Source organism: Streptomyces yangpuensis, from assembly GCF_024666385.1.
In the GTDB taxonomy this organism is placed as follows: domain Bacteria; phylum Actinomycetota; class Actinomycetes; order Streptomycetales; family Streptomycetaceae; genus Streptomyces; species Streptomyces yangpuensis.
In genome coordinates this window covers 1,796,452-1,822,432 of the sequence record NZ_CP102514.1, presented here as the reverse complement: position 1 = coordinate 1,822,432, position 25,981 = coordinate 1,796,452, and the positions used below count along the sequence as shown (strand labels likewise).

General features: G+C 73.9%; 24 protein-coding genes and 1 riboswitch. Of the genes, 13 read left to right on the top strand and 11 right to left on the bottom strand.

Translation table 11 applies throughout. The features are described 5' to 3' along the window. The first annotated feature begins 17 nt into the window (after positions 1 to 17). From NRK68_RS08410 to NRK68_RS08390, 5 genes are all read left to right on the top strand, one after another. Entirely contained in the window at positions 18 to 506 is a 489-nt protein-coding gene (locus NRK68_RS08410; protein ID WP_308296096.1) for a GNAT family N-acetyltransferase, read from the top strand. A 159-nt stretch (positions 507 to 665) separates the two neighbouring features. Beyond that, the gene (locus NRK68_RS08405) at positions 666 to 1,373 is read left to right on the top strand and encodes a DsbA family oxidoreductase (RefSeq protein WP_257855513.1); all 708 of its coding nucleotides are present in this window, start codon (positions 666 to 668) and stop codon (positions 1,371 to 1,373) included. A gap of 70 nt (positions 1,374 to 1,443) precedes the next feature. Then, positions 1,444 to 2,505 carry an aminotransferase class V-fold PLP-dependent enzyme gene (locus tag NRK68_RS08400; protein ID WP_183069594.1) on the top strand — a complete coding sequence of 354 codons (1,062 nt, stop codon included), beginning with the start codon at positions 1,444 to 1,446 and terminating at the stop codon, positions 2,503 to 2,505. Between the two features lie 120 nt (positions 2,506 to 2,625). Then, complete coding sequence (locus NRK68_RS08395) at positions 2,626 to 3,702, top strand: amidohydrolase family protein (RefSeq protein WP_257857799.1); 1,077 nt, start codon at positions 2,626 to 2,628, stop codon at positions 3,700 to 3,702. A gap of 201 nt (positions 3,703 to 3,903) precedes the next feature. Further along, positions 3,904 to 4,878, top strand: coding sequence for an SCO1860 family LAETG-anchored protein (locus tag NRK68_RS08390; protein ID WP_183069595.1), 975 nt, complete (start codon positions 3,904 to 3,906; stop codon positions 4,876 to 4,878). Positions 4,879 to 5,087: 209 nt separating this feature from the next. Here NRK68_RS08390 and NRK68_RS08385 read toward each other — a convergent pair whose 3' ends face one another. Both NRK68_RS08385 and cobC read right to left on the bottom strand, forming a co-directional pair. Then, positions 5,088 to 6,320: a CapA family protein gene (locus NRK68_RS08385; protein WP_183069596.1), complete on the bottom strand. Its 1,233-nt coding sequence runs from the start codon at positions 6,318 to 6,320 to the stop codon at positions 5,088 to 5,090. Between the two features lie 181 nt (positions 6,321 to 6,501). Beyond that, positions 6,502 to 7,923 (bottom strand): Rv2231c family histidinol phosphate aminotransferase CobC, encoded by a 1,422-nt coding sequence (gene cobC, locus NRK68_RS08380; protein ID WP_257855512.1) that lies wholly within the window; start codon positions 7,921 to 7,923, stop codon positions 6,502 to 6,504. A gap of 127 nt (positions 7,924 to 8,050) precedes the next feature. On the opposite strand from cobC, the gene NRK68_RS08375 reads away from it, so the two are divergent. Further along, positions 8,051 to 8,776, top strand: a complete 726-nt coding sequence (locus NRK68_RS08375; protein WP_183069597.1) for a ZIP family metal transporter — start codon at positions 8,051 to 8,053, stop codon at positions 8,774 to 8,776. 11 nt (positions 8,777 to 8,787) lie between these two features. Here NRK68_RS08375 and NRK68_RS08370 read toward each other — a convergent pair whose 3' ends face one another. The 7 genes from NRK68_RS08370 to NRK68_RS08340 form a co-directional block, all read right to left on the bottom strand. Then, a complete protein-coding gene (locus NRK68_RS08370) occupies positions 8,788 to 10,212 on the bottom strand; it encodes a cobyrinic acid a,c-diamide synthase CobB (protein WP_257857798.1) in 1,425 nt (474 codons plus the stop codon). Between the two features lie 11 nt (positions 10,213 to 10,223). After that, positions 10,224 to 10,823: a cob(I)yrinic acid a,c-diamide adenosyltransferase gene (cobO, locus tag NRK68_RS08365; RefSeq protein WP_030766811.1), complete on the bottom strand. Its 600-nt coding sequence runs from the start codon at positions 10,821 to 10,823 to the stop codon at positions 10,224 to 10,226. Then, on the bottom strand, positions 10,823 to 12,955 hold the full coding sequence (locus tag NRK68_RS08360) for a putative cobaltochelatase (RefSeq protein ID WP_257855511.1): 2,133 nt from the start codon (positions 12,953 to 12,955) through the stop codon (positions 10,823 to 10,825). The genes cobO and NRK68_RS08360 overlap by 1 nt, the downstream gene beginning before the upstream one ends. 139 nt (positions 12,956 to 13,094) lie before the next feature. Next, entirely contained in the window at positions 13,095 to 14,615 is a 1,521-nt protein-coding gene (locus NRK68_RS08355) for a cobyric acid synthase (RefSeq protein WP_257855510.1), read from the bottom strand. Beyond that, positions 14,612 to 15,586, bottom strand: a complete 975-nt coding sequence (locus NRK68_RS08350) for a cobalamin biosynthesis protein (RefSeq protein ID WP_183069600.1) — start codon at positions 15,584 to 15,586, stop codon at positions 14,612 to 14,614. The genes NRK68_RS08355 and NRK68_RS08350 overlap by 4 nt, the downstream gene beginning before the upstream one ends. Positions 15,587 to 15,644: 58 nt before the next feature. After that, positions 15,645 to 15,728: riboswitch (cobalamin riboswitch) on the bottom strand. Between the two features lie 167 nt (positions 15,729 to 15,895). Next, positions 15,896 to 16,117 (bottom strand): hypothetical protein, encoded by a 222-nt coding sequence (locus NRK68_RS08345; protein WP_046775416.1) that lies wholly within the window; start codon positions 16,115 to 16,117, stop codon positions 15,896 to 15,898. A gap of 32 nt (positions 16,118 to 16,149) precedes the next feature. Then, positions 16,150 to 17,418, bottom strand: coding sequence for an inorganic phosphate transporter (locus NRK68_RS08340; protein ID WP_183069601.1), 1,269 nt, complete (start codon positions 17,416 to 17,418; stop codon positions 16,150 to 16,152). A 309-nt stretch (positions 17,419 to 17,727) separates the two neighbouring features. Between NRK68_RS08340 and NRK68_RS08335 the strand changes: the two genes are divergently transcribed. Both NRK68_RS08335 and NRK68_RS08330 read left to right on the top strand, forming a co-directional pair. Continuing rightward, positions 17,728 to 18,858, top strand: a complete 1,131-nt coding sequence (locus tag NRK68_RS08335; RefSeq protein WP_183069602.1) for an alpha/beta hydrolase family protein — start codon at positions 17,728 to 17,730, stop codon at positions 18,856 to 18,858. A gap of 116 nt (positions 18,859 to 18,974) precedes the next feature. Further along, complete coding sequence (locus NRK68_RS08330) at positions 18,975 to 20,402, top strand: hypothetical protein (RefSeq protein WP_373023492.1); 1,428 nt, start codon at positions 18,975 to 18,977, stop codon at positions 20,400 to 20,402. 33 nt (positions 20,403 to 20,435) lie between these two features. Here NRK68_RS08330 and NRK68_RS08325 read toward each other — a convergent pair whose 3' ends face one another. After that, the gene (locus tag NRK68_RS08325) at positions 20,436 to 20,831 is read right to left on the bottom strand and encodes a VOC family protein (RefSeq protein ID WP_183069603.1); all 396 of its coding nucleotides are present in this window, start codon (positions 20,829 to 20,831) and stop codon (positions 20,436 to 20,438) included. Positions 20,832 to 20,893: 62 nt separating this feature from the next. Then, a complete protein-coding gene (gene ypfJ / locus NRK68_RS08320) occupies positions 20,894 to 21,784 on the bottom strand; it encodes a KPN_02809 family neutral zinc metallopeptidase (protein ID WP_257855504.1) in 891 nt (296 codons plus the stop codon). A 286-nt stretch (positions 21,785 to 22,070) separates the two neighbouring features. Here ypfJ and NRK68_RS08315 point away from each other — a divergent pair, with 286 nt between their 5' ends. The 5 genes from NRK68_RS08315 to NRK68_RS08295 all read left to right on the top strand — a co-directional run bounded on the left by NRK68_RS08315 (position 22,071) and on the right by NRK68_RS08295 (position 25,978). After that, positions 22,071 to 23,669: an ABC-F family ATP-binding cassette domain-containing protein gene (locus NRK68_RS08315; RefSeq protein ID WP_030962157.1), complete on the top strand. Its 1,599-nt coding sequence runs from the start codon at positions 22,071 to 22,073 to the stop codon at positions 23,667 to 23,669. Positions 23,670 to 24,064: 395 nt separating this feature from the next. Beyond that, the gene (locus NRK68_RS08310; RefSeq protein WP_030010789.1) at positions 24,065 to 24,286 is read left to right on the top strand and encodes a helix-turn-helix domain-containing protein; all 222 of its coding nucleotides are present in this window, start codon (positions 24,065 to 24,067) and stop codon (positions 24,284 to 24,286) included. Between the two features lie 156 nt (positions 24,287 to 24,442). Continuing rightward, positions 24,443 to 25,222, top strand: coding sequence for an enoyl-CoA hydratase/isomerase family protein (locus tag NRK68_RS08305; protein WP_046775420.1), 780 nt, complete (start codon positions 24,443 to 24,445; stop codon positions 25,220 to 25,222). Between the two features lie 127 nt (positions 25,223 to 25,349). Further along, positions 25,350 to 25,775, top strand: a complete 426-nt coding sequence (locus NRK68_RS08300; protein ID WP_183069605.1) for an Asp23/Gls24 family envelope stress response protein — start codon at positions 25,350 to 25,352, stop codon at positions 25,773 to 25,775. Positions 25,776 to 25,792: 17 nt separating this feature from the next. Next, a complete protein-coding gene (locus tag NRK68_RS08295) occupies positions 25,793 to 25,978 on the top strand; it encodes a hypothetical protein (protein ID WP_046775422.1) in 186 nt (61 codons plus the stop codon). The last annotated feature ends 3 nt before the right edge of the window (positions 25,979 to 25,981 follow it).

Here is a 25,981-nt window from a genome sequence, read left to right as displayed (position 1 = left end):
GACGTGGTTCTCGGCGCGTGTCCGTCTTCATGATCAGGAATGCGCGACCCGCAGATCTCGACGCCATCGCCGCCCTCCACACCAGGGCCCGCGCCACCTACTACCAGGGCCACATACCCGAGGAGGCCTATGCCGGGGAGGCCGAGCTGGCCCGGACCCGCGAGAGCTGGACCCTGGCCGTCGCCCGCGACGCCACCGAGGGCGGGGTGCTGTGTGCCGAGGAGTACGGCGAGCTCACCGGGGTCGCCGCCTACCGCACGCAGGACGGCGAGACCACCCTCACCCAGCTGCACGTCGACCCGGTCCACTGGCGCCGGGGCACCGGGGGCGCCCTGCACGCCGCCTGCGTGGAGGTCTGGCGGCGCGCCGGCATCCGCCGGGTCCGCCTGGAGGTCTACGAGCACAACCTCCGGGCCCAGGCCTTCTACACGGCCCAGGGCTGGCTCCCCGACCCGGCCGGCACCCCGTCGGGCAGCCATCGCACGCTCTGGCTGGAGATCGTCTGAGGCAGCCGCGCCGCCCATGCCGCCCATGCCGCCCATGCCGCCCGGGCCGCCCGCGCCGCCCGCGGCGTCCGGGGAATGGGACGGCCGGCCGGATGGTTCACACCACTGATGGTTGAACAGCAAACCGTCCCCTCAGTGACCCCGGAGAGAAGAAGGATCATGCGCGTCGAGATCTGGAGCGACATCGCCTGCCCCTGGTGCTACATCGGCAAGGCCCGTTTCACCAAGGGGCTGGCCGAGTTCGCGCACCGTGACGAGGTGGAGGTCGTCTTCCGGTCCTTCGAGCTCGACCCGGGCAGCCCCAAGGGCGTGACCGCTCCCGTCCTGGAGATGCTCGCCAAGAAGTACGGCCGCACCCTCGACGAGGCGCGCGGCATGGAGGAGCACGTCGCCGCGAGCGCCCGCGCCGAGGGGCTGGCGTACCGGACCGAGGGGCGCGACCACGGCAACACCTTCGACATCCACCGGCTGCTGCACCTGGCCGACGCCAGGGGCCGGCAGGAGGAGCTGCTCGACCTCGCCTACCGGGCCAATTTCGCCGAGGAGCGCTCCGTCTTCGACCCCGAGGTGCTCGTCGCGCTCGCGGTCGAGGCCGGACTGGACGAGGCGGAGGCGCGCGCCGTCCTCGCCGACGGCTCCGCCTATGCCGACGAGGTCCGCGCCGACGAGCGCGAGGCCGCCGAGCTGGGTGCGAACGCCGTGCCGTTCTTCGTCCTCGACCGCCGTTACGGGATCTCCGGCGGGCAGCCGGCCGAGGTGTTCACCCGGGCCCTGGAGCAGGCGTGGGCCGGGCGCGAGGTGGAGGAGCCGGCTCCCGCGGCCGACGCGTGCGAGCCCGACGGGTCGTGCGCCGTCCCGCAGGTATAAGCACTGCTTGGAGTGGGCGAGTAAAACTCGGCAATGGACTTTGGGTCGTTCCTGGCGCAGAGTTGACGGCATGGATCTTCCGATCGCCGAAACGGCCCGTGCCGAGTTCGCCCACTCCACCACCTATCTCAACTCCGCCAAATGCGGGGTCGTCCCGCGTTCCGCCGTCGCCGCGATGAAGGAGCTGGCCGAGGGGGCGGGGGCCGGGATCCCCGCCGGATTCGGCGACTTCGACCGCGTGAACCGCGCCCGCGCCTCCTTCGCCCGCCTGGTCGGCGTGGACACCGGCCGGGTGGCCGTCGGCTCGGCCGTGGCCACCCACGTCGGCCTCGTCGCGGCCTCGCTGCCCTCCGGCGCCGAAGTGCTGTGCCCGGAGGACGACTTCGCCTCCGTGATCAACCCGTTCGTGGTGCGGGACGACCTCAAGGTGCGGTTCGCACCGCTGGAGTCCCTCGCCGAGGCCGTCGGCCCGGACACCGCCCTGGTCTCGCTGAGCGCCGTCCAGTCCGCGGACGGGCGCAAGGCCGACCTGGCGGCGGTGCGCGCGGCGACCGCCGCGCACGGCGCCCGGATGCTCGTGGACGCGTCCCAGGCGGCGGGCTGGCTGCCCTTCGACGCCTCGCCGTACGACTACACGGTCACCGTCGGCTTCAAGTGGCTGCTCGGCGTCCGCGGGGCCTCGTTCCTGACCGTGTCGCAGGAGGCGCAGGAGTCGCTGACCCCGCTGCACGCCGGCTGGGTGGCCGCGGAGTCCATGTGGGACGCCGTCTACGGCCCGATGCCCGAACTGGCCGCCTCCGCGCGTCGGTTCGACGAGTCCCCGGCCTTCCTCGCCTACCACGCGGCAGAGGTCTCGCTGGCCCTGTTCGAGCGGATCGGCATCGAGGCCGTGCACGCCCACGACACCGCCCTGGCCGCCCGCTACCGCGCCGGACTCGCAAGCCTCGGCCACGAACCCGTACCCGGTGACGCCGCCATCGTCTCCGTGCCGGGCCTCGCCGGCCGGCAGCCCGCCCTGGAGGCGGCCGGCATCCTCACCTCGGCCCGCGCGGGCATGCTGCGGGCCTCGTTCCACCTGTACAACACCGAGGCGGAGGTGGACCGGCTGCTGGACGTCCTCTCCGCCTCCTGAGGCGGCGGGGGCCGCACGTACAGTGCCGCCATGAGCGATGTGAGCGGTGTGCGCGATGTGAGCGGTCGGACCGGTCCGGGCGGCTCGGGCGGTCCGACCGGTCCGGGCGGCTCGGGCGATGTGCTGCACGTGAAGGGGCGGGTGCTGATCGGGCCCGACGAGGTCCGCGACGAGCTCTGGGTGGTCGGCGGGCGCGTCTCCTACGAGCGCCCGCCCGGAGCCCGCGAGGTCACCACCGTGACCGGCTGGGTCCTGCCCGGGCTGGTCGACGCGCACTGCCACGTGGGGCTCGACGCCCACGGGCCGGTCGACGCCGGGACGGCCGAGCGCCAGGCGCTCACCGACCGCGACGCGGGCACCCTCCTGATCCGCGACGCCGGATCGCCCTCGGACACCCGCTGGATCGACGACCGCGAGGACCTCCCGAAGATCATCCGGGCGGGCCGGCACATCGCGCGCACCCGCCGCTACATCCGCAACTACGCCCACGAGATCGAGCCGGCCGACCTCGTCGAGTACGTCGGCCGCGAGGCACGGCGCGGCGACGGCTGGGTGAAGCTGGTCGGCGACTGGATCGACCGCGACGCCGGCGACCTGACGGCCTGCTGGCCGCGCGCCGAGGTCGAGGCGGCCATCGCCGAGGCACACCGGCTGGGCGCCCGGGTCACCGCGCACTGCTTCGCCGAGGACTCGCTGCGCGATCTCGTCGAGGCCGGCATCGACTGCGTCGAACACGCCACCGGCCTCACCGAGGACACCATCCCGCTGTTCGCGGAACGCGGGGTCGCGATCGTCCCCACCCTCGTCAACATCGCGACCTTCCCGAAGCTCGCGGCGGGCGGCGACGCGAAGTTCCCCCGCTGGTCGGCCCACATGCGCCGGCTCCACGAGCGGCGCTACGACACCGTCCGGGCCGCCCACGACGCGGGCATCCAGGTCTATGTCGGCACCGACGCCGGGGGTTCCCTGCCGCACGGGCTGGTCGCGGCGGAGGTCGCCGAGCTGGTGAAGGCCGGGATCCCGGCCCTGGAGGCCCTCTCGGCGACGGCCTGGGCGGCCCGCGAGTGGCTCGGCAGGCCGGGGCTGACCGAGGGCGCACCGGCGGACCTCGTGGTCTACGACGCCGACCCGCGGGCCGACGTACGGGTCCTGGCGCAGCCGCGGCGGGTGGTCGTCGACGGCAGGGTCAGGGCCTGAACGCGACGGCACGAACGGGGGCGGTGAGCGGGGCCGCAAATCGAAACCCAGCACGGAAACCACCCTTTGGGGTGAAGTGGCCTCAGGTAGCTGCCCCGTCACCCACATTGAGTAAGGATTCCCAGGGTCGAAGCCGTCGGCGCGTGCGATGTCCCCCATTGGCCGCGCGACGGCACCCAACTCCCCGGGGGTTCCAGGACCTTGAACAGCAATACCTTCCGCATGCCCGCGGCCGTTCTGCTCGCCACGGGGGCGGTCGCCCTGCTCACCGCACCGCCCGCCTCCGCCACCGCAGGCACCCCCGGCGGCGGAGAGGGCAAGGCCGGCGCCGTCGTCCTGCGCACCGGACTGGACGTGGGACTGCTCAACAAGACCGTGCACGTCCCCATGAAGGCGACCCTCAACGAGGTCAGCGCCCCCGCGACCGCCGAGAAGACGGCGCTGACCGTCACCCTGGACGGGGTCGAGGGGAACAAGCCGGTCAGCGTCCTGAACGCGACCGTCGCCACCTCCAAGGCCACCGCCGACAAGAACGCGGCGGCGGCCGAGGTCAACCTGGCCAAGGCCCGCGTGCACGTCCCCGGGCTCCCGCTGCTCTCCCTGATCGAGGTGGAGAAGGTCACCTCCAAGGCCGTCTGCGAAGCCGGCAAGAAGCCGGTGGCCAGCGCCAACGTCCTCGGCACGGTAACCGCGCTCGGCAAGAAGGTCACCCTGTCGGCGGGCGGTCCCACCAAGGTCGAGGTCCCCGGAGTGGGCATGGTCAGCATGGAGCTGTCCGGCACCGAGACCACCTCCGGCACGGCCGCCGCGGCCGCGCTCCGGCTGAAGGTGGCGGTGAACCCGCTGAACCTGAACGTGGCCCAGGTGGACGGAGAGATCGTGCTGGCCGAGGCGCACTGCGAGTCCCCGAAGGGCCCGGCCCCGACGACGAAGGCGCCCGAGCGGCCGGGGCAGCCCGGGCAGCCCGACATCAAGACCCAGACCGGGACCGGCACCGGGACCGGCACCGGTGGCGCCACCACGGGTTCGGGCACCGGCTCGGGCGGCACCCCGGACGCCAACCTGGCCGAGACCGGCGGCGGTTCGCTCACCCCCTTCATCACGGGCGGTGCGCTGACCCTGCTCGCTCTCGGCGGCGGCGCGCTCTTCCTGACCCGCCGGGGCCGGGCCCAGTAGGACTGCCGGGCGACCAGGCCCGACCTGGTTCCGGCCCGGGCCCCGGCCCGGTTCCGGCCCGGGCCCCGGCCCGGTTCCGGCCCGGGCCCCGGCCCGGTTCAGGCGCGGGCCCCGGCGCGGGGCCCGCCCCGCCCCGGGCCCCGGCCCGCCGTCCGGCCCGGCCGAGCCCGGCACCGACGCCACCCGGCGAGCACATCGGAGGGGAGTGCTCAACGGGTGGCGTGGGTGAGCCCCTGGTCACCCGCGCCGCGTGACATCACGGCGTCGGTGACCTGCCGGTCGATCCGTGCGTACGCGTCGCGCTTCGCGGCCGGCAGCGTCTCGTCCGAGGCCGCGCAGGAGGCGCAGACGACGCGGAACGGCGGGCCCATGTCCGAGTACTGCGTGAGGTACTCGGCCTTCACCACTTCCCAGCGGCCCGGCCGGTCCGCCGCCGGGGCGAAGGTGAAGCGCGGGACCGAGGACTGGTTGCCGCGCAGCTTGTCGGCCGGGACGAAGCTGGCGACCTGGTCGCCCATGCCGAAGACCACCCAGGTGCCGTTGATCTTCTCGTAGGGCTGCGGCACGTGGTTGTGCGTGCCGATGATCAGGTCGATGTCGGGGAGGCCGTCGGCCGAGCGGGACGCGGTCAGGGCCTGCGCCAGCTCCGTCTGCTGCTGGTCCGGGGCCGTCTGCCATTCGGTGCCCCAGTGGACGCTGAGCACCACGACGTCGGCCCCGCCCGCCCGGGCCGCGCGCGCGTCGGCGACGATCCGGTCCTTGTCGATCAGGTTCACGGCCCACGGCTTGTCCTGGGGGAGCGGGATGCCGTTCGTGCCGTACGTGTACGACAGCTGGGCGACCTTCGCGCCGCCCGCCGAGAGCAGGGCCGGGGCCTTGGCCTCCTCGGCGCTGCGCGCCGAGCCGACGTGCGGGATGCCGACCCGGTCCAGGTGCTCCAGGGTGCGGGCGAGGCCCTCGTAGCCGTCGTCCAGCGTGTGGTTCGAGGCGGTGGAACACCCGTCGTACCCGGCGTCCTTGAGGGCGTCCGCCAGCTGGTGCGGGGCCTTGAAGGTGGGATAGCCGGTGTAGGGGCCGCCGGGGCGCCCGTACGGTATCTCGTGGTGGCATATCGCCAGGTCGGCGGCGGAGACCAGGGGTTTGACCCCGGCGAGTATCTTCCGGAAGTCGTACTCACCGGCCCGGCCGGCGTCGTCCCCCGCCCGCTGGACGATGGACGGGTACGGGATGATGTCCCCGGTCGCCACCAGCGTGAACGGCTGTCCCGCGGGCGCGGCGGCGGCCGTAGGCGACGGTGCCGCGGCGCGGTCCTGTCCGGCGCCCAGCCGCTGCCGTGCGGCGGGTGCGTCCTCCCCGCCGAGCAGCTGCGGTACGGCGTACAGGGCGCCGCCCACGATCACCAGTCCGGCCAGTGCTGCGCCTGCCGCGGCGGATGCCTTCATTCCTGCCCCCGTTGTCCGAGCCCCGATGCGGGGATCCTCGAACGGCCCCGCCCCCGCAGCCATCGTAGGGGGGCCGTTCGAGTGAACCAGGCGCCGGAGCCTCCGGGAACATGCAGGTCAGGCAGGTGTGCACGAGGCCGTCCCGAGGCCGGCCCCAGGTCGGCCCGAGGCCCGCGAGAGATCAGCGGGCGGTCAGCGCGAGGGCCCGGTCCAGGGCCTGCAGCAGCCGGCCCGTCGTCGCCCGGTCGCGCACCGCCAGCCGGAGCCAGGTCCGGTCCAGCCCGGGGAAAGTGTCCCCGCGCCGGACGGCGAAGCCGAGGGCCCGCAGCCGGGTGCGGACCTCCGCGCCGTCCGCCACCCGGATCAGGACGAACGGACCCTCCGCCCGGCCCACGACCGTCACCTCCTCGAACTCCGCGAGCCCGGCCAGCAGGTGCGCCCGGTCCACCGCGATCCGCCGCGCCGCCTCCTCCGCCTCGGCCAGCGCCGCCGGAGCCACGCAGGCCTCGGCCGCCACCAGGGCGGGCGTCGACACCGGCCACAGCGGCTGCGCCGCCGCCAGCTTCGCGATCACCCCGGGCTCGGCCAGGACGTAGCCGATCCGCAGTCCTGCCAGGCCCCACGTCTTCGTCAGGCTCCGCAGCACCACCAGCCCCGGCAGGTCCGTCCGGCCCGCGAGGGCCTCCCGTTCGCCCGGGACGGCGTCCATGAACGCCTCGTCCACCACCAGGGTCCGGCCCGGCCGGGCCAGCGCGGCCAGGGTCGCCGCCGGGTGCAGGACGGACGTCGGATTGGTCGGGTTGCCGACGACCACCAGGTCCGCGTCCTCCGGCACGGCCGCCGGATCCAGCCGGAACCCGTCCTCGGGGCGCAGCACCACCCGCTCGACCCGGTGGCCGGCGTCCCGCAGGGCGGCCTCCGGCTCGGTGAACTGCGGATGCACCACGACCGGCCGTACGGCGCCCAGGGCCCGCGCGATCAGCACGAAGGCCTCCGCCGCCCCCGCCGTCAGCAGCACCCGCTCGACCGGCAGCCCGTGCCGGGCCGCCACCGCCGCGCGGGCGGCACGTCCGTCGGGATACGCGGCGAGGTCCCCGAGACAGGCGGCGATCCGCTGCCTGAGCCACTCCGGCGGAGTGTCCGCCCGTACGTTGACCGCGAGGTCCTCCAGGGCGGAGCCCGCGTCCACCACCTCGGCGTCCCCGTGGTGGCGCAGGTCGTGGGCCTGCGCCGTGGCCACCGCGCAGGTCGCCGAGAGAGAGCGGCGCTTGGGCACGAGGAGCTCCCCGCCCGCCACGAGAGCGGCGGCCTCCGCCACCGAGGGTGTGCCGGTCGCGGCCCGCGCCGCCTCCGAGGGGTGCGGTACGGGGACGGCGGCCAGCCGGTCCGCGGGATAGCCGACGACGGGCACGCCGAAACGTTCCGCCGCCCCGGCGATCCCCGCCTCGCCCGCCTTCGAGTCCACCGTGGCCAGCGCCGTCACCGCCGCCGCGGCCAGCCCGGCGCCCCGCAGCGTCTCCTCGACCAGCGCGCAGACCTCCTCGACGGACACTCCCGCCCGCCCGCCGACCCCGACCACCAGCTGCGTCGTGTACTCGCCCACCCCGGGCCTCCCTCCGTAGTCACGGTCACCGGCACCTCACCGGACACCGGTCAGTCGTCAACACTGCGACGCCCGCCGCCCGCGCGCGGATGTGCGCACGGGCCGGGGAATCTGTATTCAGGGGCACATGGCCGTGATCGTGGCGTTGGGCGCGTTCCTCATGACCCTGCTGGGCGGATGGACGGCGCAGCGCGTCACCGACCGCCGCCACCTCGTGCTGGGGCTGGCGGGCGGGCTGATGCTCGGCGTCGTCGGCCTCGATTTGCTCCCCGAGGCCCTGCACGCGGCGGGCAGCGAGGTCTTCGGCGTCCCGCTCGCCCTGCTGCTCTTCGTGGCCGGCTTCCTCGTCGCCCACGTCGTCGAACGGCTGCTGGCCGTCCGTCAGGCCGCGCACGGCGCCGAGAACGGCGTGCGCGTCCCGCAGGTCGGGCTCACCGCGGCCGCCGCGATGGTCGCCCACAGCCTCGCCGACGGGGTGGCGCTCGGCGCGGCCTTCCAGGTCGGCGGCGGAATGGGCGTGGCCGTGGCGCTGGCCGTCATCACCCACGACTTCGCCGACGGGTTCAACACCTACACCCTCGCCAGCCTCTACGGGAACGACCGCCGCAAGGCCCTGCTGATGCTCTTCGCGGACGCGGCCGCCCCGGTGGTGGGCGCCGCGTCCACTCTGCTGTTCACCCTTCCGGAGGAACCCCTCGGCGCGTACCTCGGGTTCTTCGGAGGCCTCCTGCTCTACCTCGCGGCCGCCGAGATCCTGCCCGAGGCGCACCACAAGCACCCCGCCCTGTCCACACTGATGTGCACGGTGGGCGGGGTGGCCGGGATCTGGCTCGTGGTGGGCATCGCGGAGTGAGCCGACGGGGTTCACGGCCGTGCTGCCGCGGCATCCCGTACGGCCGCCGCCCGGGCGGCCGCTGCCTCGGCGAAACGGCGGGCGACGGACGGCTCCGCCGCCCAGTGCGTGTGCAGGTAGCTGGCGTGCACACCCCGCTGGACGAAGCCCTCGACCCGCCGCTCCGGGTGCGTGAACCCCCACGCCGCAGCGGCACCGGCACCCGGCTCGATCACCGTCCGGTGGAACTCGTGCCCGCGCAGCCGGGTCCCGGCCGCCGCGAGCGAGCTGTCCGACACCGCCACCGCCTCGCGGTATCCCAGGGTCAGCCGCTCGGACATCCGCGCGTCCGCGTCGAGCACCCCGCACATGGGCTTCCCGTCCAGCGACCGCGCCAGGTACAGCAGCCCGGCGCACTCGGCCGCCACCGGACCGCCGGCCGCGGCGAATGCCGCGACCGCCGCCCGCAGCGGTTCGTTCGCGGACAGCTCCGGCGCGTACACCTCCGGGAAGCCGCCGCCGATCACCAGGCCGGCGGTACCGGTCGGCAGGGCCTCGTCCTTCAGGGGATCGAAGGTGACGACATCCGCCCCTGCGGCGGTGAGCAGTTCCGCGTGCTCGGCGTAGGAGAACGTGAACGCCGAGCCGCCGGCGACCGCGATGACAGGCCGGCCGTGCGGTGCGGCGCCGTTGCCGGGGCTCCGCCCCGCACCCCGCACCTCCAACGCCGGCGAGGCCGGATCCGGCGACCACGGGTCGCAGGACAGCGGCGGGGCCGTCCGGGCCAGCGCCATCAGCGCGTCCAGGTCACAGCCCGCCCGTACCTGCTCGGCCAGCGCCGCCACGGCGGCCAGCGCGTCGGCGTGCCGCTCGGCCACCGGCACCAGACCCAGGTGGCGCGAGGGCGTGGCCACCTGGGGAGCACGCCGCAGGACACCGAGCACCGGCATCCCCGCCTCCTCCAGCGCCTCCCGCAGCATCACCTCGTGCCGGTCGGAGCCGACCTTGTTGAGGATCACGCCGCCGAGGCGCACCTGCGGGTCGAAGGACGCGAAGCCGTGCACCAGCGCCGCCACCGACCGCGACTGCGACGACGCGTCGACCACCAGCACCACCGGCGCCCGCAGCAGCTTCGCCACCTGCGCCGTCGACGCCAGCTCGCCCCGGCCCGCGGCCCCGTCGTAGAGCCCCATCACGCCCTCGACCACGGCCAGGTCGCACCCGGCCGCCCCGTGCGCGAACAGCGGGGCGACCAGCTCCGGCCCGCACATGAACGCGTCGAGGTTGCGCCCCGGCCGGTCGGTGGCCAGCGCGTGGTAGCCGGGGTCGATGTAGTCGGGCCCGGCCTTGTGCGGGGACACGGCGAGGCCGCGCTCCGCGAAGGCCGCCATCAGGCCCGTGGCCACGGTGGTCTTGCCGCTGCCGGACGACGGCGCGGCGACGACCAGCCGGGGCATGTCGAACGAGGTCACCACTCGATGCCCTTCTGGCCCTTCTGGCCGGCGTCCATCGGGTGCTTCACCTTGGTCATCTCGGTGACCAGGTCCGCGAACTCCACCAGCTTCTCCGGCGCGTTGCGGCCGGTGATCACCACGTGCTGGCTGCCGGGACGGCTGCGCAGCACCTCGATGACCTCGTCGACGTCGATCCAGCCCCAGTGCATCGGGTACGCGAACTCGTCGAGCACGTACAGCTTGTGCGTCTCGGCGGCCAGATCGCGCTTGACCTGCTCCCAGCCCTCCTTGGCCGCCTGCTCGTTGTCGAGCTGCGCGTCCCGCTGGACCCAGGACCAGCCCTCGCCCATCTTGTGCCAGACGACGCTGCCGCCCTCGCCGGAGGCGCCGAGCACCTTCAGCGCGTTCTCCTCGCCGACCTTCCACTTCGCCGACTTGACGAACTGGAACACCCCGATCGGCCAGCCCTGGTTCCAGGCGCGCAGCGCCAGCCCGAAGGCCGCCGTGGACTTGCCCTTGCCCGGTCCGGTGTGGACGAAGACGAGCGGGCGGTTGCGGCGCTGGCGGGTGGTGAGTCCGTCGTCCGGTACGACGGACGGCTGTCCCTGAGGCATTACGCGGCCCTCCTGGTGGTGTGGGAAGCGGAAGTGGTCACTGCGGTACGTACGTCCTTCACGAGCCCGGCCAGTGAGTCGGCCCGCAGCCCGTCGAGGGTGACGGCCGGGCCGCCGAGGTCGGCGGCCAGCGCCCCGGCCAGTCCCAGCCGGACCGGCCCCGATTCGCAGTCCACGACGACCGACGCGACCCCCTCGGCGGCCAGCAGCCGGGCACTGCGCGTCGTCAGCTCGCGCGGGTCGCCGCCGACGGCGCCGGCCGAGGTGGCCCGACCGTCGGTGACCACGACCAGCAGCGGGCGGCGGCTCGGATCCCGCAACCGCTCGATCCGCAGCACCTCGTGGGCCTTCAGCAGCCCGGACGCGAGCGGGGTGCGGCCGCCGGTGGGCAGCTTCTCCAGCCGGGCGGCGGCCGTGTCCACCGAGGAGGTGGGCGGCAGCGCCAGCTCGGCGGCGGCCCCGCGGAAGGTGACCAGGCCGACCTTGTCCCGGCGCTGGTAGGCGTCCAGGAGCAGCGACAGCACGGCGCCCTTGACCGCGCTCATCCGCTGCCGGGCGGCCATGGACCCGGAGGCGTCGACCACGAAGAGGACGAGGTTGCCCTCGCGGCCCTCCCGGGTGGCCTGGCGCAGGTCGTCCTTGCGGACCACCAGGCCGCGCCCGGTCCGGCCGCGCGCCTTCTGGTGCGGGGCGGCGGCGTGCACGGTCGCCGCCAGGTGCAGCTTCGTGAGCTGGCCGCGGGGGCGCTGGGCGCCGGTGGTCCGGCCGTGCGCGGTCCGGGCGCGCGAACGCCGTCCGTCGGCGCCCTCGCCGAGCCCCGGCACACTCAGCATCCTGGTGCGGAACGGCTCGTCGGCCCGTACGGCGGCCTGCTCGGGCCCGTCGGCCTCCTGGGCGGAGGGCTGCCGGGGCGCCTCGGGGGAGTCCGCGGGGGCCTCGGCGGGATCCGCCGGGGGCTGCGCGTCCTGGGGTCCGCCGCCCTGCGGGGGCACTCCGCCGCCACCGTCGGGGCCGCCGCCGTCGTCGTCCGGGCCCTGCGGGTTCTCGGGACCGCCGTCCGGGCCGGGCTCCGGGTCGGTGCCGGGATCAGGCTGCGGGTCCGGGTCGTTCTCCGGCTCCTCGTCGGGGAACCGGTCGAGGATCTCGTCCAGCTTGTCCTCGTCCAGGCCCGGCGCGTCGAAGGGGTTGCGGCGCCGCCGGTGGGGGAGCGCGAGCAGCGCGGCCTGCCGTACGTCCTCCTTCAGCACCGCCGTGCGCCCCGCCCACGCGGCCAGCGCGGTCGCGGTCCGCGCCATCACGATGTCGGCCCGCATGCCGTCGACCTCGAAACCGGCGCAGGTCGCGGCGATCTGCAGGAGCGCGTTGTCGCCGAGGCGGACCTGCGGCAGCAGCGCCCGCGCGGCCACGACCCGGGCGCGGACCTCGCTCTCGTCCCCCGACCAGCGGGCGGCGAAGCCCGCGGGATCGTCCTCGTAGGAGAGCCGGCGGCGGACCACCTCCACCCGCTGGGCGGGCTCGCGGGAGGCGGCGACCTCCACGGTCAGCCCGAAGCGGTCGAGGAGCTGCGGCCGCAGCTCGCCCTCCTCCGGGTTCATGGTGCCGACGAGCAGGAAGCGGGCCGCGTGCCGCACGGAGACGCCCTCGCGCTCCACGTACGAGGCGCCCATCGCGGCGGCGTCCAGCAGCAGGTCGATCAGGTGGTCGTGGAGGAGGTTGACCTCGTCGACGTAGAGGATCCCGCGGTGGGCGTCGGCGAGCAGCCCGGGTTCGAAGGCCTTCACGCCCTCGGCGAGGGCCCGTTCGATGTCGAGCGCGCCGACGAGGCGGTCCTCGGACGCGCCGACGGGCAGTTCCACCATGCGGGCGGGCCGGGCGCCGCCGGGGCCGGACTCGTGCGGACCGTCGGGGCAGCCCGGGTCCGGCGCGGCGGGCGCGCAGGAAAACCGGCAGCCGGGCACGACGTCGACCTGCGGCAGCAGCGCCGACAGCGCGCGTACGGCGGTGGACTTGGCGGTCCCCTTCTCGCCGCGTACGAGCACACCGCCGACCGCCGGGCTCACGGCGTTCAGCAGGAGCGCCAGCCGCAGGTCGGTCTGGCCGACCACCGCGGTGAACGGATAGGGCGTGCTCATGCGTTGCCTCTCTCTGGGCGGATGTGGGTTTGCGTGCGCGGGCTGTTCCCCGTGCCGGTGCGGCGCCGTGGCGGGGGCTCCGCCCCCGGACCCCCGCGCCTCGAACGCCGGCGGGGCTGAAGGCGCGGGGCCCCGCCGGTCACGGTGCGCCCGGCGGGAGGAAGGGGAGCCCGGCCGGGGCCCCCGCTTCGATCAGCTTCAGCAGTGCGTCCGTGTCCGCGTGCTGTTCGATCAGGTCACCCAGCAGGTCGAGCTGGTCCTCGCGCAGGGTGGCGAACGAGGTGTCGGGGGCCGGGACGAAGCGCCGGCCGGCGGCCGCCGCCACCTCCCGCAGGAACGCCCGGCGGAAGCCGTCCGACTCCAGCGAGCCGTGCCAGTGCGTACCCCAGACCGCGCCGACGCGGCATCCGTCCAGGAAGGCCTCGCCGCCGAGCACCTCGGCCACCCCGTGGTGGATCTCGTACCCGTCGACCGGCTCGCCGAGCGCGGTCCCGGTGGGCCGGGCCAGGGTCTTCTCGCGCGCGAAGCGCACTCGTACCGGCAGCAGCCCCAGGCCCTCCACCGAGCCCGCCTTCGACTCGACGTCGTCCTCGATGTGCTCGCCCAGGGCCTGGAAACCGCCGCAGATGCCCAGGACCGGCCGGCCCTCGGCGGCCCGCCGCGCCAGCGCGTCCGCCAGTCCGCGTTCGCGCAGCCACGCCAGGGCCTTCACCGTGCCGCGGGTGCCCGGTACGACGACCAGGTCCGCGTCGGCGAGTTCCTCGGCGCGGTCCACGAACCGCACCACGACCCCGGGCTCGGCCGCGAGCGCGTCGACGTCCGTGAAGTTCGACATCAGCGGCACCGCGCACACGGCGACCCGCAGCACGTCCTCGCCCACCGGCGGCGCCACCACGGACTCCCGCACGGCGCCCCGCAGCGAGACCCGCAGGCCGTCCTCCTCGTCGATGCCGAGCCCGTGCTGGAACGGCAGCACCCCGTACGTCGCCCGGCCGGTCAGCCCGCGCAGCATCTCCATGCCGGGCTCCAGCAGCGACACGTCGCCGCGGAACTTGTTGACCATGTAGCCGGCGATCAGCTCCTGGTCCTCGGGGGAGAGCAGCGCCGTCGTCCCGAAGAAGGACGCGAAGACCCCGCCGCGGTCGATGTCGCCGACCACGACCACCGGGAAGCGCGCGGCCCGCGCGATGCCCATGTTGACGATGTCGGTCCGGCGCAGGTTGATCTCGGCCGGACTGCCCGCCCCCTCGCAGATCACGGCGTCATACGTGCCCCGGAGCTGCTCCAGGCAGTCCGTGACGATGCCGAGCAGCTGCTCCTGGCGCCCGCCGTGGTAGCCGCGGGCGCTCATCTCGCCCACCGGCTTGCCCAGCAGCACCACCTGGCTGCTGCGGTCGCTGCCGGGCTTGAGCAGCACCGGGTTCATCAGCGCGGTCGGCTCCACGCGGGCCGCCTGGGCCTGCATCGCCTGGGCGCGGCCGATCTCGGCGCCCTCCCGGGTGACGAAGGAGTTCAGCGACATGTTCTGCGCCTTGAAGGGCGCCACCTTCACGCCCTGGCGGGCCAGCCAGCGGCAGATGCCCGCCGTGACCACGCTCTTGCCCGCGTCCGACGTCGTACCGGCGACCAGTAGTCCGCCGCCGCGCCTCGTGCCGCTCATGCGCGTCCCCCTCGCACCCCTCGTGCCCGTCGTACTCGTCCCACCAGCAACCGGGCGGCCACGCAGGCGCCCAGGGCCAGCCACGTCACCTGCCGTGACAGCCGTACCGCCCGCTCGATGTCGGCGACCTCCACCGGCCGCCCCGCCGCGCCGTTCAGCACGGCCCGGTGCTCGACCCGGCCGCCGTAGGCCAGGGTGCCGCCCAGTCTGACGCCGAGCGCCCCGGCGAAGGAGGCCTCGACGGGTCCGGCGTTGGGGCTCGGGTGTGCGGCGGCGTCCGCGCGCCAGGCGCGCACGGCCCCGCGCCGGTCGGGTCCGGCGACCACGGCGGCCAGGGCCGTGAGCCGGGCGCCGGGCCAGCCGGCGAGGTCGTCGAGCCGGGCGGACGCCCAGCCGTAGCGCAGGTGGCGGGGGGACTTGTGGCCGACCATCGCGTCCAGTGTGTTGACGGCGCGGAAGGCCAGCAGTCCGGGGACCCCGGCGGCGGCGCCCCACACCAGGGCCCCGACCACGGCGTCGGAGGTGTTCTCGGCGACGGACTCCACGACGGCACGGGCCATCTGCTGCCCGTCCAGGGAGTGCGGGTCGCGGCCGCACAGGTGCGGCAGCCGCTCGCGCGCCACCTCGACGTCCCCGGCGGCGAGCGCGCCGCCGATGGCACGGGCCTCACGGCCCAGCGAGGTGCCGCCCACGACGGCCCAGGTGGCGGCGGCGGTCAAGGCGATACGGGCGGCTGCGGGGCGGGAGCGCAACGAGCGGGCGGCCAGCGCGCCGACGGCGGTCGCGCCTCCGGCGCACAGCAGGGTGTGCAGGACGCCGCGGGCGCGGTCGTCACGCCACAGGGAGCGCTCGACTGCGGCGGCGGCTCGTCCGAAGGCGGCCACGGGGTGCCCTCGGCGGGGATCACCGAGGATCCGGTCGCCGATCAGGCCCGCCGTGGCGCCGTACGCGAAAACGCGATCGGCACGCATGGTGGCAGGTATGTCCTCACTCAGGGTCCGCGCCCTGGTTCGACGTGTCCGGCGGCGAGAGTTCCTGGCTCCCGGGACGCACGCGGCGTGCGCTCCCCGGTGACAGTGGCGGGACCGCGCCGGAATCGCACCGGACTTCCTCTCCATGCCGCCGTATTGGCTCGGGCAGTCCACCACGCACCCGGAAGGCCCGTCAACTCGCCGTTGACCTGCGGCGCGGCAGGGCCGGGAGATGCGAAAGCTCCCCCCGGGACGAACCCGGAGGGAGCTTTCACGATGTTTCACGCCGTGCCCGCGCTGTCGCGGGGGTCAGGCGACGATCAGGTAGATCCCGTACGTCACGGCGGCCGTGACGAGCGCGAAGCAGAGGTACGCGCCGCTGCGGGCCAGGGTGGCGCTGCCGCCCTGCTCGGTGGCGGCCTCGTGCTTGGACAGGCCCACCAGGCCCAGGGTGAAGAGGGCCACGAGGGCGACGGTGGCGAAGAGGCTGACCCCGAAGACGGAGCCCAGCGCTTCCCAGTCGATCTTCATACTGCCGATTCCTCTGTGTGTCTCTGTCTCGGTCAGACCGCGGCGGCCGGAGCCGCCGGGGTCTGCGTCGCGGCCGGGATGGTGGCCTTGAGGTCCTCGTCCGTGACCGCGGCGGCGGTGCCGGCGGCGGCGACGGTCGGCGGGACGGTGACGGCGGCGATCGCCGTGGTGACGACACCCGGCTCCTCGGTGCCGGCCGGCGCGACGTCGTTGACGTTGGTGTGGTCGACGACCTGGCGGCGCGAGATGAGCCAGATGGCCAGGCAGGAACCGACCAGGAAGACGGTGACGGCGGCGATGCCGATGTCACCGGCGCGCATGACCAGCTCGGCAGCGGCCGAGACCAGCGCGGCGGCCGGCAGGGTCAGGCCCCAGGCGACGAACATGCGGGTCGCGGTCGACCAGCGGACCACACCGCCCTTGCGGCCCAGGCCCGCACCCATGACCGCGCCGGAGCACGAGTGGGTGGTGGAGAGCGAGAAGCCCAGGTTCGAGGAGGCGAGGATGACGGACGCGGCCGAGGTCTGGGCGGCGAAGCCCTGCTGCGGGTGCAGGTCGGTCAGGCCGCTGCCCATGGTGCGGATGATGCGCCAGCCGCCCAGGTAGGTGCCGAGCGCGATGGCCACACCGGCGGAGACGATGACCCAGACCGGCGGGTTCGCGTCGGGAGCGATGGCGCCGCCGGCGATGAGGGCCAGGGTGATGATGCCCATCGTCTTCTGCGCGTCGTTGGTGCCGTGCGCGAGGGAGACCAGACCGGCCGAGGCGATCTGACCGGCGCGGTACCCCTTGGCGGAGGTCTTCTCGCCGACCTTGTCACCCAGCTTGTAGGTGAGCTTGGCGGCCAGGTACGCGGCGATGCCGGCCACCAGCGGGGCGGCGATCGCGGGGATGAGGACCTTGGTCACGACGACGCCGCCGTTGACCGCGCCGATGCCGGCGGAGGCGACCGCGGCACCGATCAGGCCGCCCATCAGGGCGTGGGAGGAGCTGGACGGGAGTCCGACCAACCAGGTGACGAGGTTCCAGAGGATGGCGCCGACCAGCGCGGCGAAGATCACCTCTGGCTGGATGCCTTCCTCGTTGACCAGGCCCTTGGAGATCGTCTTGGCGACCTCCACGGACATGAACGCGCCGACGAGGTTGAGCACGGCGGACATGGCCACCGCGGTCTTGGGCTTGAGGGCGCCGGTCGAGATGGTGGTGGCCATCGCGTTGGCCGTGTCGTGAAAACCGTTCGTGAAGTCGAACACGAGAGCGGTGATGATCACGATCCCGAGGAGAAGCGTTATGTGCTCCATTTACCCAGGCTTCTGTTTGGCGTCAGTGGCTCGGTGAACGTAGGCAACCTGAGTGAACGGAAGGTGAACTGGCTCCGGCGGAGCGGTGTACGGGCACGGGGCGCGATCGGGATATTCGTCCTGATTCTTACGTGGATTTCAGCATAAGTGCAGGCCAAAGCCGGGTGAATGAGCCCCTCCGCACGTCCCCGGGCGTGTCCGCCGCCACTCATCCCGACCCCCGGAAGTGACCCGGATCACTCTTCCCGCGTAGACCCGGAGCCTTCTCCTCCGGTGGCCCTCCGGACTCTGTGCGACGAAACTGGAACGGTGCGTACCGTTACTGCGGCGGCAGCGGCCGTCACCACGACCCTCATCGGCGCGGGCGCGGCCGCCGTGGCGGCGGGCAGGTACGCCGCCGACGTCGCCCTGCGCCCCCGGCCCGGCGTGCCGCTCCCCGGAGGGCCACGGCTGAGCGTGCACTCCGCGGGCGACGGCAGGATCGCGCTGACCCGCTCGCTCGCCTCCCTGCGCCCCGGCACGTACGGCCTGGCGGCGCCCGGGGTGCACGCCGTCGTCGGGCCCGTCCTCCCCGACGCCGAACACGGCCCGGACACCGTCGTGCGCAGGCTTCTCGCCGTCACCCACGGCAGCCTCGCCCCCGGCACCCGGGTCACCCTCACCCCCCAGGTGCACATCGGCGACCCGCGCACCGCGCTCGGGCTCGACCACGCCGACGTGGACATCCCCGGGGAGCTCGGCGCGCTCCCCGCCTGGTTCGTGCCCGCCGCTCGGGACACCTGGGTGATCACCGTGCACGGACTCGGCTCCGGGCGCGAGCACCCCATGGTGGTCATGCCCTTCCTGCACCGGCACCGGCTCCCCGTCCTGGACCTCGGCTACCGCGGCGACCTCGGCGCCCCCGAACCTCCCGACGGCCTCGGCCACCTCGGCGAATCGGAATGGCGGGACCTGGACGCCGCCATCCGCTACGCCCTGCGCTACGGCGCCCGGCGGGTGATCCTGCACGGCTGGTCCACCGGCGCGACCATGGCCCTGCGCGCCGTCGAGCGCTCGGCACTCGCCGACCGGATCGCCGGCCTGGTCCTGGACTCGCCCGTGCTCGACTGGCACACCACCCTGCGCGCCCTCGTCGCGGCGCGCCGCACCCCCGCCCCCGTGCTGCCGCTGGCGGTTCGGGCCGCCGAGGGCCGCGCCGGACTGCGCGCCGACCACCTGCCGCCGGGCGCCGACCCCGGAGCGCTGCGGGTGCCCGTACTGATCTTCCACGGCCCGGACGACGCCCTCGCCCCGTGGGAACCCTCCCGCAGGCTCGCCGCCGCCCGCCCCGACCTGGTCACCCTGCACACGGTCCGGCAGGCCGGTCACGGGGCGATGTGGAACGCCGATCCCGCCGGTTACGAGGAAGCCCTGCGCCGCTTCCTCACCCCTTTGATGTGAAAGCCGTGTGACGGAGCAGGCCCTCCGGGTGGCTTGTCCCGGTCTGCCCCTGGGGCAGGGGTGGAAGGAGCCGATTCCGTTTGGGCTTTCGGCCAGTGACGGGCGAGACTGCTTCCGTGACGTCCCGAAAGCCTGATGAGCAGTTGGCTCGCGACTCCAGACTCCGACTCGTCTCCCCGCGCTCCGTCGCCGCGGCGCGCAAGGCGGTGACCGACCGACGCACCCGCCCCGCCGCGCGGCCCCCGGCGGGCACCCCGGCCACCGCCGACCTCGCGAACCGGGCCAGGGCCTCGCTGGCGGACGCCGTACGCCTGACCCGCTGGGCCGAGCGCAACCTCGGCGCGGTGGACGGGGGCCGGCCCGCCCCGACGGGAGCCCTGCCCGCCGCCGACGTCGAACGCGCCGCCGACGAACTCGGCCTGACACACGGCCAGATCCGGGTCGGCTGGGACCGCGCCCGCCTCGCCGGCCTCGTCGAGGTGCACGGCGGCCACGCCCGGCCCGGCTGGCGGCTGCGTGCCTGGGACCGCGACGACACCGCCGTACTGCGCGGCTGGGTCGCCCTCTTCGACGCCTGGTCGCTGGTCCACCCCGCCCCCGCCGACATCGCCCCCGCGGTCGTCGCCGAGGTCGTCGAGGCCATGCCCCAGCTGCTCTCCCTGCTCCAGCTGTCCGCGGGCCCGGTGACCGTCCCCGACCTGCTCGACCTGCTCGGGCAGCGCGTCACCGAACTGCGCGACGAGCGCTGCGAGATCCCCTACGAGGCGGAGCCCGCGGCGGCCCGGCCGGCCGCGGCCGCCCCGTGCGCCGAGGCCCCGCCCGTTCCGCTCGCCCGGCTGCTGCGCTGGGCGCTCGGCGGCCTCGCCGCCGTGGACGCCGTCACCCTCGGACCCGCCCGGGCCACCCTCACCCCGCTCGGCAGCTGGGCCGTGTGGGTCAAGCTGGAGCAGATCTGCGTCGCGGCGCAGAGCCCCGCCGGGAACATCGAGCAGTCCGCCGCCGCCATGCTGCACGGCTGCGCACGGCTCACCCCGGGGCCGGCCCGCGCCGAGTACCAGGCCTGGCTCGCCGCCCGGCCCGTCGGCCACGCCGTCGCCGAACTCCTCCAGGCCGCCCGCGGCGAGGACGCCCTGCTGCGCGGCCTCGCCTTCGAGGCGCTGCGCGTGGTGGGCGCCCCTGCCGAGCCCGAGGTGCGCGCCGCCGTGCGCGAGCCCGCGCTGCGCCCGTACGCGCTGCTCTGGCTCGCCGAGCACGACGGGATCGACCCCGACGAGGCGCAGGACGTGCTCACCGCCGAGGAGTCGACCTGGCTCTGGGTGGACACCGCCGCCGCCATCGCCGACCACGGCGAGGCCGATCTGCTGGCCCGCCACCTGGACTCGGCCGTCCGCACCACCGTCCCCCGGCTGCTGGACGAGGTCCGGGCGGTCGGCCATCCGCGCACCGTCCAGGTCCTGGTCGCGCTGGCCGCGGCGCACCCGGACCCGGCCCTGGCGAAGGCGGTCCGCCGGGCCGCGTTCCAGGTCCACACCGGCGGCGCCTGACCCCGGCGCTACGCGCGTACGCGCCGCGGCTCCTCAGGCCTGCGGCGCGTACGTACCGAAGCTCCAGATGTTGCCCTCGCCGTCCCGGGCCATGTAGTCGCGGGAGCCGTAGTCCTGGTCGGTGGGGCCCATCAGGATCTCCACGCCGTGCTCGACCGCCCTCAGGTGATGGGCGTCCACGTCCTCGACCACGACGTAGACCCCCGCGGGGCCGGCGCCCTCCATGGCCTTGTCGAAGGCCCCGCCGGTGCCCTTGCTGCCCAGCATGACCACACCGTTGCCGTACGCCAGCTCCGCGTGCACCACCGAGCCGTCGTCCCCCTCGTACACCGCGACCTGGCTGAAGCCGAAGGCCTCGGTCAGCAGCTTGATGGCCGCCTTCGCGTCGCGGTAGACCAGCGTGGGACAGATGGACGGAACGCCTGCCATGACGATCACTCCCTCTCGTGACGGTGACCCGCGTCACACAGCATGGCAGGCGCCGCCGACGGTCAGCGGAAGGTGTTGCACTGGGCCATGTCACCCGTGCGGTAGCCCTGGTAAAACCACTGCCGGCGCTGCTCGGCCGAGCCGTGGGTCCAGGACTCCGGGGTCACCCGGCCCTGGAACATCTCCTGGATCCGGTCGTCGCCGACCGCTGCCGCCGCGTCCAGCCCGTCCCGGATGTCCTCGTCGGTCAGCCGGGTGATCAGGGGCCGCCCCGTGGACTCGTCCGGGGTCCGCGTCGCGTTGTGCGCCCACACCCCCGCGTAGCAGTCCGCCTGCAGCTCGACCTTGACCGCGTTGCTGTGCGCACCCGTCCGGCCGTCCTGGGCCCGCTGGAGGGTGCCGGTCAGGTTCTGGATGTGGTGCCCGTACTCGTGGGCCACGACGTAGGCCTGGGCGAAGGGGCCGCCGCTCGCGCCGAACTTCGTCCGCAGCTCGTCGAAGAAGCCCAGGTCCAGGTACACCTGGCGGTCGGCGGGGCAGTAGAAGGGGCCCACGGCCGAGGTGGCAGCCCCGCACGCGGTGTTCACCCGGCCGGTGAAGAAGACCGTCGAGGCGGGGCTGTACCGGCCGCCGCGCCGCGTGAACTCCTGCCGCCAGAAATCCTGGGTGCTGTTGACCACCGCGACCAGCCGGCAGTCCTCGCGCGTGTTCGCGTCCTGCCCCGTCCGGCACGCCCGCTGCACCTGGCTGACGGAGGACGCGGCCGGGGCGGGCTCCTCGTCCCCGGAGGACAGCCCCAGCTGCTCCGGCCCCACACCGAAGAGCAGGCCCATGATCAGCGCGATGATGCCGACGAGGCCGCCGCCGACGGTGGCTCTCCCGCCCGGAATGCGACTGCCCCGCACATCCTTGACCTCGGAGGTGTCCAGATCGGCGTTGTCGTCGAACTGCATCCCGCACCGCCCTCCACGAAGCCGGCGCGGCCGCGCGACCGCCCCTGCGGCGAGTATCGGCCTGTTCGTCCCGGTGCGCGCCCCGGTTCCCCCCTGGTCCCGGTTGGTCCGAACGGGGGACGGGGGGAGCGGACCGCAGGGGCCGGGCGGCCCGGCCGCCGCCCCGGAAACCAGTTGCACACCACCGGTAGAATGTCTCCCATGGCAAATCTCCTCGCGGATTAGCGGCGTCGAAGCCTCGCGTCCTGCCCCCTTCCGCCGTCCCGACCCGCCCTGGAGTATTTCCGTGATCACCGCCACCGGCATCGAGCTGCGCGCCGGCGCCCGCGTCCTCATCGAGTCCGCCTCTTTCCGCATCGCCAAGGGCGACCGCATCGGCCTGGTCGGCCGCAACGGCGCCGGCAAGACCACCCTCACCAAGTGCCTCGCGGGGGAGGGCCAGCCCGCCGGCGGCTCCATCACCCGTTCGGGCGAGGTGGGCTACCTCCCGCAGGACCCGCGCACCGGCGACCTCGACGTCCTGGCCCGTGACCGGATCCTGTCGGCCCGCGGTCTCGACGTCCTCATCAAGAAGATGCGGATGAACGAGGAGCGCATCGCCACCGGCTCCGGCGCCACCCGCGAGAAGGCGCTCAAGCAGTACGAGCGCCAGGAGACCGAGTTCCTCACCAAGGGCGGGTACGCCGCCGAGTCCGAGGCCGCGACCATCTCGGCCGCCCTCAGCCTCCCGGACCGGGTCCTCGGCCAGCCGCTGCACACCCTCTCCGGCGGCCAGCGCCGCCGCGTCGAGCTCGCCCGGATCCTCTTCTCGGACGCCGACACCCTCCTCCTCGACGAGCCGACGAACCACCTCGACGCCGACTCGATCGTCTGGCTGCGGGACTACCTCAAGAACTACCGCGGCGGCTTCGTCGTGATCTCCCACGACGTCGACCTGGTCGAGACCGTCGTGAACAAGGTGTTCTACCTGGACGCCAACCGGTCCGTGATCGACGTCTACAACATGGGCTGGAAGCTCTACCAGCAGCAGCGCGAGGCCGACGAGAAGCGCCGCAAGCGCGAGCGCCAGAACGCCGAGAAGAAGGCCGCGGCGCTGAACTCGCAGGCCGACAAGATGCGCGCCAAGGCCACCAAGACCGTCGCCGCGCAGAACATGGCCAAGCGGGCCGAGCGCCTGCTGTCCGGCCTGGAGGCCGTCCGCGTCTCCGACAAGGTCGCCAAGCTGCGCTTCCCGGACCCGGCGCCCTGCGGCAAGACCCCGCTGACCGCCGAAGGCCTGTCGAAGTCGTACGGCTCCCTGGAGATCTTCACCGACGTCGACCTGGCCATCGACAAGGGCTCCCGCGTCGTCATCCTGGGCCTCAACGGCGCGGGCAAGACCACCCTGCTGCGCCTGCTCGCGGGCACCGAGCAGCCCGACACCGGCCAGGTCACCCCCGGCCACGGCCTCAAGCTCGGCTACTACGCCCAGGAGCACGAGACCCTGGACCCGGACCGCACGGTCCTGGAGAACATGCGCTCCTCCGCCCCCGACCTGGACCTGGTCGAGGTGCGCAAGACGCTCGGCTCGTTCCTCTTCTCCGGCGACGACGTGGACAAGCCCGCCGGAGTCCTCTCCGGCGGCGAGAAGACCCGTCTGGCCCTGGCCACCCTGGTCGTCTCCTCCGCGAACGTGCTGCTCCTCGACGAGCCCACGAACAACCTCGACCCGGCCAGCCGCGAGGAGATCCTGGGCGCGCTGCGCACCTACAAGGGCGCCGTCATCCTCGTCACGCACGACGAGGGCGCCGTGGAGGCGCTGGAGCCGGAGCGCATCATCCTGCTCCCGGACGGTGTCGAGGACCTGTGGGGCCCGGACTACCGGGACCTGGTGGCCCTCGCCTGACCGCCGCCCCGGCGGCGCCGGGAGGTGCCGGAAGACGCCGGGACGGCGTCCCGGCCCTGATCCAGTTCCTTATGGATCATTCGGCTCAGGGGTGATCCATCATCTGAGTGAGACGGTCTCGTACCGTTGCGCGTCGTACGACGGCCCCGGCCGCACCCACGGAGGTGCCCGACCGGGGCCGTCGATCTTCCCCGGCCCGGCCCCTGACCAGGAGATTCACGGGCAGGGCGGTGAAGTGTGACGGAAGTCATGCAGCGGAAGGGGAGATTCCGTTCTGCTCGGGTGTCCACGGCTCGGGAAATGCCGTCGTACCGACCTTGCTGAATGGGTGGCCAGGAAGCCGGGGAGGGGTGATCATGAGAAGTCCAGAGCGCACTTCCCATGAGGAGGCACGGGTGGCCGAGACTCTGAAGAAGGGCAGCCGGGTGACCGGCGCCGCGCGCGACAAGCTCGCGGCAGACCTGAAGAAGAAGTACGACTCCGGTGCGAGTATCCGGGCGCTGGCCGAAGAGACCGGCCGGTCCTACGGATTCGTCCACCGGATGCTCAGTGAGTCCGGGGTTTCGCTGCGTGGTCGCGGTGGCGCGACGCGCGGCAAGAAGGCGGCTACGGCCTGACCCCGGTCCATCGGATCCAACGCTCCAACGGCTTCAAGGCTCACATGATCCGACGTTTCCTTCGGTGACCCCCGGTCGGCCTCCCGGTCGACTGGGTGGTTACTGTGCAGTCACTTAGGCCGAGCTTGCGGCCGACTGCACACCGGAGGCACACGGATGGCTCTGCTCGACAAGGACGGCGTACGACTCATCGTCGACGACACGGTCGCCACGGTGACACTGACCAATCCGGCCAAGCGAAATGCCCAATCCCCCGCGCTCTGGCGGGCTTTGGCCGAGGCGGGCAGGTCGTTGCCGGGCACCGTCCGGGTCGTCGTGCTGCGCGGCGAGGGCAAGTCCTTCTCCGCCGGACTCGACCGGCAGGCGTTCACCCCCGAAGGCTTCGAGGGCGAGCCGTCCTTCCTCGATCTGGCGCGCGGTTCCGACGAACGGCTCGACGCCACGATCTCGGAGTACCAGGAGGCTTTCACCTGGTGGAGGCGTAACGACATCATCTCCGTCGCCGCCGTGCAGGGGCACGCGATCGGCGCCGGCTTCCAGCTCGCACTCGCGTGCGACCTGCGCGTGGTCGCCGACGACGTGCAGTTCGCCATGCGCGAGACGAGCCTGGGCCTCGTCCCCGACCTGGCCGGCACCCAGCCGCTGGCCTCCCTGGTCGGGTACGCCCGCGCGCTCGAGATCTGCGCGACGGGCCGCTTCGTGCACGCCGAGGAGGCGGAGCGGGTCGGTCTCGCCAACCTGGTGGTTCCGGCGGACGAGCTCGACGCCGCCGTCCAGGACCTCACCACCGCCCTGCTGGCCCCGCCGCGGGACGCCGTGATCGAGACGAAGACCCTGCTGCGTGCCGCGCAGACCCGGACGTACGACGACCAGCGCGCCGCCGAGCGCGCGGCCCAGGCCCGCCGCCTGCGGGACCTGGCGGGCCTCTCCGACTGACCCCGACCCCACCGTGTGCCGGAAGGCGCCCCGGGAGCACGCCGACCGGCGTAGTCCCGGGGCGCCTTCCCGCGTCCGTGCACCTACCGTGGAGCGGAGTGAGTCCGTACACGTGAAGGGACACGCGATGACCGACACCGCATCAGGGGGCTCCCACAAGGCACCCGGCGACCGGGGGCGCACGACCATCGCGGACGGGGTGGTCGAGAAGATCGCCGGACTGGCCGCCCGGGAAGTGGTCGGCGTGCACGCCCTGGGCACCGGCTTCTCCCGTACGTTCGGCGCCGTCCGGGACCGTGTCCCCGGCGGCGACAAGGCCGCGGTCACCCGCGGGGTCAAGGCCGAGGTCGGCGAGGTCCAGACCGCCCTCGACCTGGACATCGTCGTCGACTACGGCGTGTCGATCCGTGACGTGGCACGGGCCGTCCGTGAGAACGTCGTCTCCGCGGTCGAGCGCATGACCGGCCTGGAGGTCGTCGAGGTCAACATCGCCGTGGGCGACGTCAAGCTGCCCGACGAGCCCGACGAGGAGCCGGAGTCCCGACTCCAGTAGCCGAGAGGAGCCTCCACATGAGCATGGCGGTCGCCTGCATGCTGGCCGGCATGGCCCTGGGATTCGCCGGCTATTTCGGCGGATTCGGTGCCTTCCTGCTGGTCGCGGCCCTCGGAGCCGTCGGCTTCGTCGCGGGCCGCTTCCTCGACGGGGACCTGGATCCCGGGGACCTCTTCCGCCGCCGCGAAGACCGGCGGAGGTGAGCC